Consider the following 12,667-nt stretch of genomic DNA (forward strand, 5'->3'; position numbering starts at 1 on the left):
CCATGTAAGCGCCAATATTGATAGCTGAGGTTGTTTTGCCAACGCCACCCTTCTGATTAACAAAAACAAAAATCTTTCCCATATATTTACTATATCGGATTTTAAAATTAAAATATATAGTCTTGTGAAACATTTTTTATTGTTTCACGGGCGCACCGGCTACGCCGTCGGGCTTTTCGGGGTTCCGCTAACGCTACATTGCTACACTTCGTTCCGCAACGCTTCGCGCCCCTACAATCCCTTGCGCTTCAAGCTAAGCAAAGTAGAGCGGGGCTCCCGAACTTCGAGCAGAAAGAGAATTTCTCACAGAGCTTATGAGTTCACAGAGAACTTGTTATTCAGTGTTTCGCTCTCTGTGTTCTCCGTGACCTCTGTGAGAAATTTAAAAAGGACTTATATGCTTTTATCAGTAACTTTCTCTAAACCAGTCAAAAATATCTCGGAAATCTTAGGCGCTGAATATACCCGCGTAAAAATCAAGCTGCTTACGGCTTCACTTGCCGCTTCCAGAAACGAGAATTACTTCGCTGAGTTCTATACTCAAAAACAGGTCTTTCACAAAAAAATGAGTGAGTCTGAGCTAAAGGACTTTATCGCCTCTCATGCAGGTACGACTTTCAAAAACTGCGTCCAGCGTACAGAATCCGAGGAAATCACGATTCTTGCCAACAAAAAAGGCAAAATCACGGAACTCCGTAAGAATATAAGACACGAATCGCACGAATTAACACGAATTAAAAATGATGCAAATGGAAAATCCCCTGCCTCTGGGGAATCCACCCGTCATTCTGAGCTTGTCTCAGAATCTCGCAGGAAAAATTATCTTCTTCCAGAAGGTCAGCCGGTTCCTTTTCTTGTTCATCTGGGAATCATGACGGCGGAGGGCAAGGTCGTAAAGGCAAAATATGACAAATTCCGCCAGATTAACCGCTTCCTTGAAATGCTGGACGACATCCTTGACGATGTGGCGAAAGTCCGGCAAAGCGAAAATTCCCCTGTCTCCGAAAAAAATCCCCTCAGCATCGTTGATTTCGGCTCTGGGAAGTCATACCTCACTTTTGCAGTTCAGCATTATCTTACCGAAGTAAAAAAAATCCCCGCTCAGATTTTCGGCCTTGACCTCAAAAAAGATGTAATCGCCTACTGCAATTCCCTCTCCCAAAAACTCTCCCTCAAAAATCTTTCCTTTGCGGTGGGAGACATAGCTTCCTTTGGCGAGGAAAAACAGCCCGACATCATCGTGACCCTCCATGCCTGCGACACCGCCACCGACTACGCCCTGGACTACGCAATCCGCCACAAGGCAAAGGCAATTCTTTCCGTTCCCTGCTGCCAGCACGAAATCAACAGCCAGCTGGCCGCCAAATCCGTCCCCGAAGATTCACCTTTCGCCCCGCTATTGAAATACGGACTCATAAAAGAACGCTTCGCAGCCCTTGCCACCGACGCAATCCGGGCAGAGCTTCTTGAAAGCAAGGGCTACCGCGTGCAAATCCTGGAATTTATCGAGGAAAGCGCCACACCAAAAAATCTTTTGATTAGAGCGATTAAAAAAGAATCCGCAGATTATCAAAGATTATCACAGATTAGTGGCGGAAAAGCTGAAAGCCCGCTCCTTGCCACTTTGAATGTAAATCAAACGCTGGAAAAATTACAGTCTGAAAACTAAACTTATTCGTCTTCAAACATATTTTTTGCCAAAAGAAGAATCATTTTTTTGTCATGTTCATTAAGTCGTGAAAAATAATGAATGAGAGTCTGTATATCATTTTGAGAAATTGAAGCATCTTCCCCTGTTACGAGCCATTCCACCGAAACTCCAAGAACTTTAGCCAATCTTACGGCAATATCTGCTGATGGCATGCAGGCACGCGAGCCGACATAAGTGTCTATAGCGTGTTTTGTTATGCCTGCTTTTTCGGCGACTTCCTTATCAAGTAATCCTGTGAATTTTATCTGGTCTCGCAATCGGGTTCTGAAATCCATGAGGAATATTACTACTTTAATACTAATTTTAAACTTTACAATACGAAGAAAGTCTTATACAATCTTTGAAATAGGACTAAAGTAGTATTAACTTTTGAAAATACTAGTTTAGTTCTGTTTGACTGGAGAATTATGATTAAGAAATTGTTGTTTATTTTATCGATTTTGTTTTTATTCTCTTCATGTGCTTCTGATTCTACAGGAGAGTTTCCTTTATGGGTCTCTTCTGATTGGAAAAATTCTTTTCCCGATTCTGAATATCTTTCTTCTCGTGGTATTTCTTCTTCAGCAGAACTTTCAAAAACCGAAGCACTTTCTCAAATTGCAAGGTACATCAATACAAGTGTAAATTCAAATCTTCTTACATCAGTTCGTTCTATTAATAAGGGCGGTGAAATTGACGAAAGCACGCTTATCCAAAACGATGTTGCCGTAAGTTCGCAAGTTTCACTTTTTGGTGTTGAATTTACCGAGCCGTATTATTTTAAATCAGAAAAAAAATGGTATTGTGTTGCTTACATAAATCGAAACAAGGCATGGGAACAATATGTTCCAAAAATAGAAGATGCGAAAAATTCTTTTTATGGTTTTTACAACGAAGCTCAAGGCGAAAATGAGCCGATTTTTGTTATCGGTTATTACAAAAAAGCACTAGAAAAGGGCAAGGACTTTCTTACCGCACTAGAATACGGCAGGTTGATTCATCCTGCAAAAGAAAAGCAATATTCTTCGGACAGAAATCTTCTTGCAAGAATTCCTTCTCTTATTGAATCAGAAAAACAACAAGTAAACATTGCCATTAAAATTGAAGGTGATTACAACGAAATAATCAAAACTTCTCTCGAAAAAGCTTTTAAAAATGCTGGTTTTTCTGTCTCTCAAAAAGGAATTTATTCAGCAAATGTTTTAGTCAAACATAATAGCGACGGAAAAGAGCCACTTGCAGTTTTTCCTTCAATAGATTTGACAATTTCTGGCGTTGAAAAACGAACTGTCTATTCATATAAGGAGCGCATTTCAGAGCGAACCGTTGCTTTCTCTCTTGAAAGTGCACAAAAAAAATCTTACCCAAAACTTGCTTCAAAAATAGAAGATACTCTCCCACGCGAACTCAAAGAATTTACCGAAAGCAATTAAGCAATAAAAAAGTCGAAATAAATTTTATTCATCAGGAGGTAAAAGATGAAAAAAATTAACGGAATTTTGGCAGGTGCATTTGCTGCCTTAGCAATTTCCCTTCTTGCTGGTTGTGGAAGCACAAAAGTTTCAAACAATGTTTCAAGCACCCCAGAAGAAAGTGTTGTTGTTGACTGGCAGGGAAGGACTCTTGGTGGGCCAGTGGCTCCGACATGGCTTGCCCAGTGGACGAACAATGATTTTGCAGCCGTCAAAAAATCATTGAATCTTAAGGAAAGTGATGTCGTAAAAATCGTTCAAATGAATGCAGCAACTCAGGCAGTTGCTCAGTCGCTTGCCCGCACAGATGTTGCAGCCCAACTTGCAAGCGGATTACAGCAAACTGTTCTTACAGAAGCTGGAAGCGGTATCAATGATGAAGGTCAGCGAGAAGCGGTTGATAGAGCCGCAAGAGCTGCAAAGGCAAAAATTTCTGGTTTTACGGAAGTTGCAGGTTTCTGGCAGAAAACACGCGCAACGGCTGCAAATGGAGAGCAAACTGTTGAATATATTCAGTGGGTCGCATTTTCAAGCACAAAAGAAAACTGGGAACGAATTTGTAAGATTTATTTGGGTGAAATCGCAGGAGCAAATGGTCTTACCACTGACACTCAGAAAAAAATCTAGGGAATGTTAGACAAAATCGAAGACTCTGTAAATTATTAATACGGTCAAGAAAAGTCAATTTTGAATGTAGAGGACGGAGAAGACTGCATGAAAGTTCATTGAAACGGGCGCTTTAGCGCAGTTGATAGGATTCTATATCCGTTTCTCGGCACTTTTTATGCAGGATTCGACTGCAAGTGCATTCAAAATTGATTTTGGCGAACTTTTTAAGGTGTAGTTAATGCAAAAGAAAATTTATCCATTTTTATTTTTGATTTTTTCGGCAATCGCACTTTTTGGACAGTCTTATTCAGGTAAGACAATAGTTATAAAACAACCCGATGATTCTGCGATCACTTCGGTAATTAATCGAAAAGAAGAGCGGGATAATATGAATGCAGGAATCAGGGCGAATTTTGAATCAAATTTTTCTCAATATCTTCAAATGCAAATTACAGTCGATGAAAACGAAGCAAAATCGGCGATGGAAATTTTAAAGCGTGAAAGCGAATCTAATATGTATTCTGAGGATTCTGGACCTGAACTCGGTTCATTTTCGCGCACATTTTTTACCCTAGATACAAAAATTTTGCGAAGCGGTTCAGGCTTTCAACTTACCGTAACGATTTCAGATTTGGAAACAGGAAAAAGAGAGACCGTCGTGTCTCAAAAAGCATACACCAAAGAAAATTTAACATCTCACCCTGGTGCTGTTGATGATATTACAATTCTTATCTCTGATCGATTGGGTATTCCTCTTTCTCATACCGATCGAACTACTTTGCGAGTAGGTTTTAACAATCTTAACACCGATCAAAAAATTGAAAGCACGAATTCTCAGTTGGCAAGAATCAACAAGCAAATGGAAGAACTTCGGCAAAAAAAGCAAAGTGCTTCAAATGCAAAGAATACAGATCAAGAGCGAAATATTGAGGCACAAATTGAGGATTTAAGAATTCGTCAAAGACAACAGGAAGAAACTGCTGAACGACTCAGAAAAGACAAAGAGCGAATGGAATACGAAAAGGCTCTCGATGAAGGTCGAAGCGAAGAGCAGAAAAACAAATTTTTAGCGGAATCAAGAGAAGCGGAACAGGCAGCGGCAACTCTTCGTGCAAAAAAAATTGAATCAAAAAGTCTTTATTCTTATTTTACTACTGCAGAAAATAAAAAACAGCTACTCCTTGAATTTCAGGCAAAAATGAATGAACGGGTTGCACAAATAAAAGCTGACGGCGAAAAAGAAATAAAAGAAAAACGGCAAAGCATTATGAACGCTCCGTACAAATATTCTGAAATGTCGAACGGAAAGCCTGTTGACGAAGCTTATAAACAGCGTGTTCAGGAAGCCGATGTTGCCGAAAACGAAATTCGTGATGAAATGGCAAGATTCACGCAAGATGCAAAAGTCCCTTATCAGAAACAGATGAATGTTCTTATTTCAGAAATTGTCGATGAATACGAGCAGCTTGAATTTAGGCCGTTTGTTGTTTCGACGGTTAATAATCCCGAAGAACTTCAATATGTTGTCGAGGATTTTGACCGAAAAAAAATGGGATGGCCAGTAAAATTCTATTATTATTCAGACGGAGTTTTAATCGGAAGTTTTAAAACTATTATTCCGTACAAAGAATTGTACAAAGCCATGGAAGGCAAAGAAGCTCCATTACCAACAGGTAGCATAGCGGAAAGAAAGGCGTTTGATGATGCAGTCGATTTGTTTCAAAAACATTTTTCATATAAGTCAAACATCATAAATTATATACTCACTTTTGAATCAGAAGCAGTCCTTGATGTGCCTTCAAGATATTCCACAGAATTTATCCGCCTGGACATGAAGGTTACAAAAACTGACGACAGATTTTATACAGATACAGAATTTGCAGAAAGAGAGCCTGGAAAATTCAGTCCTTCTTGGTGGTATACATTTAATTCCAACAAAAAAGATGTTAAAAAATTGCTCGAGCCAGAATTGGCCCGTAGGGCAAAAGAGCGAAAAGAAGAAGAAGCACGCTTAAGAGCAGAAGAACTTAGACAAATAGCCGAAGAAGAAGCTCGAATCAAAGCCGAAAAAAGAGCGGAATTCAAACGAAAATTCCTTAATTATAACCAGAGCAGGACAGGGATTTTTATTGATGCTGGTTACGGTGGAAACCATTTGAACGAAGGCGTAAACATGGATCTTACGGCTCTGTTTGGTCTCAAAAAATTCTTTTTTTATGGTGGTCAAATTGGTTATCAAATGGGTATAAATGATGCTAAAAACAAAAGCTATTATGAACTTGCCTTAGTTGATTCTAACTCTAAAACAATCGGAAAAACTGATTTTATCCGTGCTCAGGCAGTCGGCGGGGCTACGGTAACGCTTTGGAATTGGTTTAGACCATATACAATGGTTGGTTTAGGCTATTACCGAAATTCTTATGACAAAGCCTCTCTTTTATATGAAGAAGATTCTCGCAGTGGTGGAGTTCTTTCACAAGGATTTACGGCTCAATTCCAACCAGGCGTTGACATAAAAATCAAAAAATTCTCTTTGGGGCTTGCTTATCGCCTTCAAGTTGATTTTGGGGCAGGAGCAAGCGATTTTTACATGCTTAGTCTAGGATATAAATTTTGGTAAAAATATTGGGAATCTCTAAAAATTGCAATTTTTAGAGATAACTTTGAAAATGTAAGTTTTAATTCTTTTTATTTCCAAGAATTAAAACTTGTCGAAATCTCGAAAAATCGCTGAAAGCGAGTTTTTCGAGATGCCCTATTTTTGATGGAGGTGTAAAAATGAGAAAGTTGAAATATTTTTTTGTTTTGGCTTTTGTTGTTTTTTCTTTTATAGGCTGCTCGGAAGGCTTAAACGATAACGAAGCGATATTGAGTAAATCTTATGCAGAAGAACTTGGTACAGATACAAAAGGCTCTGCTGACAAGCATAAAAATATCGAAGGAAGTGGCGGGGAAGGTGATTTCATAAAAAATTGGTCAAACGGCGAAATTACAAGCGAGAACAAAGAAACGGGCGACTTATGGTCGTTTGAGGCTGTCGAAGGGCAAGTTTATGCAATTTTCCTTTCTGATAACGAAGACTGGAATCACTTAAAATGTTATTCTGGAACATCAAAAACCAGCTTCTCTGAAAACCCGTTAGAAGGCGAGAAAAAATCCTACTATTTACAAGATAAATACAATTCTTTGTACACTTCGCCAGCAGTTGTAACTGCACAATCAAGCGGAACTGTTTACTTAAAAGTAGAATATCCTGGCTACGAGACAAATCCCGAAATTCCCTACAAAATCTGCGTGCGAAAAGGCAGAACTGGAAGTAATTATGTTTCTCTAAAATATTACGGAGTTCCAGTTGATGCTTGGACTGAAGGCAAATTGTTGTTTGCAATTTCTAATGGCTGGCATGATTACATAAAAAACGAGAACTCTGATTGGGTTGATATGTATTGGTATACAATCGATGCAAAGCAGGGGCAGGAATATACACTTTTTGTTGATGGTAAACGCGATGGTGGAAAATATACTTCTGATTGTGAATTTAATATTTTTTATTACGATGCAGATCATAATTACACTCCACTTTTTGGCGAGGACTATGAGTATTTAAATAATGATTCTTATAAAGAAGGTTATCCTTTTACATCTCCTATAACTGGACAACTTGAGTTTGTTGTTTGGCCAACAGATAATAAACCTGATAATCTGGGAACTTACCGCGTGGCTATTACAAGCGATGACTCTTATGCACCGCTTACACTAGAGACCAGCACTTATCGCTATCAGTATGTTACTGACTATGCTGCTCGACTTGCCGTTGGAAGTTTGTTCAATCCTGCCTCAGACTTTTACTTAAAGAAATATGATGGATCAAAAGTTAATTCTGGCATTACAAATTGGGGCTGGGATTCAAATTATATGACACGCTGGACAGCCTATCTGCTTTGCAAACAAGAAGGAGAAACTTATCTTTGGGCAGAATACGATGGTGAGTATTATCAGTGCAATTTTAAAATTGAAGTACAGTCTGAACGCGATCCTCAGTTTAGCATAACGCTCCCCGCCGAAGAAAATTGCGCCGTCGGCAATGAGGTGTCATTAAAAGCCGTATCTGGCAATACCGATGTAACAAGCGCAGTGACATGGTATTACGCAGACGCAAGCTCGGCAGATAATAAAGAGGTTAAATTAACAGACAATAAATTTGCTTGTGAAAAAGCCGGAACATATTACATTTTGGCGAGCCATTCTACCTATGGAACTGTTTTTGCCACCATGACCGTTCTTCCTGCGAGCAGCAATCCGTATCGGATTTCAGTTGCGTCTGGAAGCGAGGCAATTTTCAATTCTGCCACACTCAAACTATCTAAAAACGGCTCTGAGCTTACAAACGGTGTGGTTTGGTCTACTTCTGATGAATTCATAGATTTTGATTCAACGAGCCATACAGGCACATTTTATCAGGCGGGCACTTATTCTGTTCAAGCAACCCATGATGATGTAACCGTTACATATAAGGGAACTGTCACAGAGTCCGATGTTTTAAATATTACCCCTGCAATTCATACAAAACTGTGTTCGCTTTATGGAAACGCAAGCGATGTAGGTTCTATTGCCTCTTTGTATCCTGAATATACGGTAAATTTCACGGGCGCATTCTCTTCTTCATACGAAGCGGTGTGCTCATGGCTGAAACATGTTTCTGGGAGCATTAAGCTGAATTTGAGCGGCGCAACGGAGCTTACGTGGTCTGCGCCGAGCGGAACTTCAAATCAAAGTTGTTTTGTCAAAGCGGGCATAAGCCTAAAGTCTATTTCACTGTCTTCGGATTTAACGGCTCTCCCTGCTTACGCGCTTTCATCTTGCTCCGAAGTTGAAAGCGTAACAATTCCTGCAACTGTGAACAGCATCGGAAAATATGCATTCAACGAATGTTCTGCTGTTACTAGCATTTCATTGCCGAATGTGACCGTTGTTCCTGAGCATGCTTTCGAGGAATGCCGTCTTTTGAAGACCGTAACAATATCAACAAATGCCACATCGATTGGAGAGTATGCTTTCGCAACCTGCCATTCTTTGGAAAACTTTGAAATTCCTAGCTCGGTCACCACTTTGGGAAAATATGCCTTCCAAGAGTGTTTAAAGCTTGCCTCCGTTACGATTCCTGCGGGGGTGACAAGTTTACCGAATGGAATTTTTTATAATTGTGTTTCGCTTGCGAACATAACAATTCCAAGTAATGTGAATACAATATATAGTTATGCGTTTGCCAATTGCAGCGCATTGCGTACAGTGGAAGTTCCCGTAACAGTAAAAACATTGGGAGATTGTGTCTTTCAGAAATGCACAAGTCTTACAAGCGCAACAATAAATTCGCCAATCACAATGCTTGGTGTTGGAACTTTCTACGGTTGTACGGCTTTAACCTCAGTAACATTGTCAAATACCATTACACTATTTGGCGGCAGTGCGTTTCAAAACTGTTCAAGTCTTGCTTCAATTACTTTGCCTTCAAGTTTAACAATTATTGGAGCTTCTTGCTTTAGTGGCGCAAGCAAATTGCAAACTATAACACTTCCGAGTGCGGTTACTACGCTTAATAACAATGCATTTGAAAACTGTTCTAATCTTAATTCTGTTACTTTGTCTGAAAGTTTAACTTCGATTGGCAATTTCTGCTTTTATTATTGTGTAAGTCTTTCTTCAATCACTATTCCAGAAAGTGTTACTAAAATTGGGAATTATGCTTTTAGTGGTTGCACTAGTTTAAATGCTGTTTATTTTGATTACCATCTTTCTTGGTCGCATAGAAGTAACAATAGTACAATAGATACAACTTCAAGTGCAAGTATTATAAATAACTTAGTAGGTTACGAAGAGAATGCAGATAAGTTAAAATCAAAGTATGCAAGTCATTATTGGTTTAAGGATGATAGAATTGCAACACTCGAATATGAAAGTGTTTATTTAACGGATGATACAATTATTCCTGTTGAGCAGGGAAAATCGACCACACTTAGATTTTATGTTGGAAACAAAGCAAATCTATATCTTATAAGTGTTGAAGAGTATCACAATGCTTCTGACCTTACAAAAACATCACCAATGCAGATTTGGAATCGCACGGATGGTAAATTTGAGATAAAAGGACCGTCAAACGATAGTTTATACTTATTTGACGGAACGACTTCAGATGAAGGCTTCGGAACAAAGGACTTGTTCGCTCCTTCAAAATATACTAATTCTTATGTAGGCTACCACAAAATAACGATTAGCCCGCAATCAGATCAAACTTCTGCTGGAGTTGTGTTTATAAGAGTTACCTGCATAAACAGTAGCACGACGACTAATGCCACAACTTATACGCCAAAATATCCTACTAGTTCTAATACAAACTATAAGTTTTATTATCAGACTCTATCGATTACAAGTGGCAACACATACGCATATAAATTCAATGTTACTAATGACTATAGCACTTATGATTTTAAATGGCTCGATAGCGAAACAGATAAAAGTAACAACACAAAGGCAAGTTCTTCATTGCTTTCAGGAGCCGTCGACGGAATTTTCTTAATAGTAAATCCTGATAATAGTGCATGGTGGTGGGGGGATAGCAATTTTGATGCTGCAAGCATAAACCCTTCTGAAGGCGGAACTGGCTATTACAAGCTTTATATTTGGACAGCAAGCCCTCCGACACGCCTCACTGAGTCAGGAAATGTTGGATTTAGGGTTTACAAGCATAATTAGAACCAGCGATGTTGCATTTGGCAAATTTGAAATTTGATTCCGTAATATCTGAAATATCGCCAACTTGTGAATGTTACAAGTCTACGTTCTTTTGAGCAATTTATAAGGCTGCTTGCAGTTCGTAATGCACAACAACTTGACATGACAGAACTTGCAAATGGTCTTGGAATCAGTTCAAAGACTGTGGCTTAGTGGGTAAGTGTATTGGAAATTTTTGGACAGATTACGCTTCTTCAACCATGGTCGGGAAATTCAGGAAAGAGAATCGTAAAAACGCCAAAAGTGTATTTTAATGATACAGGACTTTTGTGCTGGCTTTTAGGTATATTATCGCGATGTGGCACAAACGGAAGTTGATTTTTTTGTTGTTGGCGGTGGTTGTAAGATGATTGAAGTAAAATTATCGGAAAACCCAAAGCCGGACTACCCAATTCAGATAAAAACAGGAGAGAAAACAATGAACATAGAAGTAAAATCTATGTTAACATTTGAATAATTCTAAAAACATTTAGGGAATCTTTAAAAATTGCAATTTTTAGAGATGACTCTGCCATTTATTTTTGAGGAGTTGCCTTTATGAAAAAAATTCTTTCGATTCTTACAATTCTCGTTCTTTCTTTTTCTTCTCTTTTTGCGGCGAGCATGAGCCCTCGTGTGCGTTCTTTGCCCAAAAATTTGCAAGAACAAATTTTTATCGACCCAAAAGAAAATATCATTGATTTTACGAAGGCTCTTACGAACGGAATCGGCGATACGGCGAGCAAAGTTAAAGTGATTCACGACTGGATTTGCGATAATATTGCTTACGACTGCAATGTTTTTACTAAAGAAGGTGCGGGCGAGCAGGGCTATGAAGCGGTTCTCAAAAAGAGAAAGGCTGTTTGCGTAGGCTATGCAAATCTCATGGCTGTCATGTGTAAAATCGTCAATATCGAAGCCGAAATTGTTTACGGATGGTCAAAAGGCTTTCTTTATCCAGGATATTTACAAGAAGAAAGTGATCACGCATGGAATGCAATCAAAATCGGCAACAGTTGGAAGTTAATCGATGTAACATGGGATGCAGGATTCGTTGAAAGGCGGACTTTTATAAAGCGTTACACAAATCAATGGTACAATCTCAAGCCTTCTCAGTTCATTTATTCACATCTTCCCGAAGAAGAAAAATGGCAGCTTTTGCCTGAAAAACAAATCCGTTCTCACGAGCAGTTTGAAAAAGAACCGTACATATCTGGCGTTTTCTTTGAGTACGGGCTTTCACTTGGTAAAAATGCACCAAATTATAAAAACGAAATAATCGAAGCCACTTCTTTTGATTTTACTTCTTCAAATCCAAAGGTTTCACTCACTGGCGATATAAAAAATGATTCTTCAGGGGTTGTTGTTAAACAGGCAGTTTGGTTTGAAAATTCTGGAAATACAAAAAAATTTACTTTTGATGTTCCTGATAAAGAAAATTACACAGTTGGTCTCGGTGCTAGAATCAATGGAGTTACGAATAATCCTCCGTATTTTTTTAAGGCTGATTTTGAACAAAATGTATTTCCAAAGGCTCAAAATCTTCTTGCTCAGAAAAAAATCACTAAAAACGAATTTGATTTATTTGAAAAGGCATATTACTTTGTAGAACAAAACGGAAAATATTATTTTGATGAAGATTTGTTCAATAATCCAAGGAATTCTGCCAACACAAAAATTTTAAAACTTCTTGAGCGAAACACTTCTCGTTACGAAACCGTCTTAAGTTTTGAGTTAAAGGCGGCAGAAGATTATTCTGGATTTGGAAAAGATGTTCGTAGATTTCCTCAAATGCATGGAAATTATGTAAATTCTTCAAAGATTCAAGTAAATTCACCATTTACTGGCTCTCTAAAAAAAGGAAGTGAGCAGCATTTTTCTATAACGACAAATGCTTTTTCTCATTTTGCTATTGTTTTGCCAGAAAATGAATTTGTGTTCTTTACTAAAAATCAAAAAAACGGAAGTTTTGAGCTTGATTTTACTATTCCAGAAAATGTTGAAAAAATTACGATTTTCGCATCAAAAAATAAAAGGGATTTTCCTGCCTTGTTCAGCTACGATGTTAAGTAAAAATGAAAGCCTGACTGAGCCTTCATTTTTACACTTTAATCTGCTCAAACACCTT

Annotated in this window: 11 protein-coding genes; 9 read left to right on the forward strand and 2 right to left on the reverse strand. The window is 38.5% G+C overall.

Annotated features, from left to right (window positions below):
- The coding region (locus B2089_RS03280) for a ParA family protein (protein WP_296685910.1) at positions 1-82 on the reverse strand (82 nt) is incomplete at its 3' end.
- Positions 83-397: 315 nt separating this feature from the next.
- On the opposite strand from B2089_RS03280, the gene B2089_RS03285 reads away from it, so the two are divergent.
- Entirely contained in the window at positions 398-1,669 is a 1,272-nt protein-coding gene (locus tag B2089_RS03285; protein ID WP_296685885.1) for a class I SAM-dependent methyltransferase, read from the forward strand.
- A gap of 2 nt (positions 1,670-1,671) precedes the next feature.
- Here the strand turns inward: B2089_RS03285 and B2089_RS03290 are convergent, their stop codons facing one another.
- Positions 1,672-1,986, reverse strand: a complete 315-nt coding sequence (locus B2089_RS03290; protein WP_296685888.1) for a helix-turn-helix domain-containing protein — start codon at positions 1,984-1,986, stop codon at positions 1,672-1,674.
- Positions 1,987-2,118: 132 nt separating this feature from the next.
- On the opposite strand from B2089_RS03290, the gene B2089_RS03295 reads away from it, so the two are divergent.
- From B2089_RS03295 to B2089_RS03325, 8 genes are all read left to right on the forward strand, one after another.
- A complete protein-coding gene (locus tag B2089_RS03295) occupies positions 2,119-3,123 on the forward strand; it encodes a hypothetical protein (protein ID WP_296685890.1) in 1,005 nt (334 codons plus the stop codon).
- 45 nt (positions 3,124-3,168) lie between these two features.
- Positions 3,169-3,789, forward strand: a complete 621-nt coding sequence (locus tag B2089_RS03300; protein ID WP_296685893.1) for a hypothetical protein — start codon at positions 3,169-3,171, stop codon at positions 3,787-3,789.
- A 220-nt stretch (positions 3,790-4,009) separates the two neighbouring features.
- Positions 4,010-6,391 carry an outer membrane protein gene (locus tag B2089_RS03305; RefSeq protein WP_296685896.1) on the forward strand — a complete coding sequence of 794 codons (2,382 nt, stop codon included), beginning with the start codon at positions 4,010-4,012 and terminating at the stop codon, positions 6,389-6,391.
- Between the two features lie 158 nt (positions 6,392-6,549).
- A complete protein-coding gene (locus B2089_RS03310) occupies positions 6,550-10,521 on the forward strand; it encodes a leucine-rich repeat domain-containing protein (protein WP_296685898.1) in 3,972 nt (1,323 codons plus the stop codon).
- 66 nt (positions 10,522-10,587) lie between these two features.
- The gene (locus tag B2089_RS03315; RefSeq protein ID WP_296685901.1) at positions 10,588-10,713 is read left to right on the forward strand and encodes a hypothetical protein; all 126 of its coding nucleotides are present in this window, start codon (positions 10,588-10,590) and stop codon (positions 10,711-10,713) included.
- A gap of 12 nt (positions 10,714-10,725) precedes the next feature.
- Positions 10,726-10,878: a DUF4143 domain-containing protein gene (locus B2089_RS12070; RefSeq protein ID WP_414717857.1), complete on the forward strand. Its 153-nt coding sequence runs from the start codon at positions 10,726-10,728 to the stop codon at positions 10,876-10,878.
- Complete coding sequence (locus B2089_RS03320; RefSeq protein WP_296685903.1) at positions 10,859-11,017, forward strand: hypothetical protein; 159 nt, start codon at positions 10,859-10,861, stop codon at positions 11,015-11,017. The genes B2089_RS12070 and B2089_RS03320 overlap by 20 nt, the downstream gene beginning before the upstream one ends.
- Positions 11,018-11,097: 80 nt before the next feature.
- Complete coding sequence (locus B2089_RS03325) at positions 11,098-12,612, forward strand: transglutaminase domain-containing protein (RefSeq protein WP_296685906.1); 1,515 nt, start codon at positions 11,098-11,100, stop codon at positions 12,610-12,612.
- The last annotated feature ends 55 nt before the right edge of the window (positions 12,613-12,667 follow it).

The sequence above is a fragment of the Treponema sp. UBA3813 genome (genome assembly GCA_002368605.1).
Classification (GTDB): Bacteria; Spirochaetota; Spirochaetia; order Treponematales; family Treponemataceae; genus Treponema_D.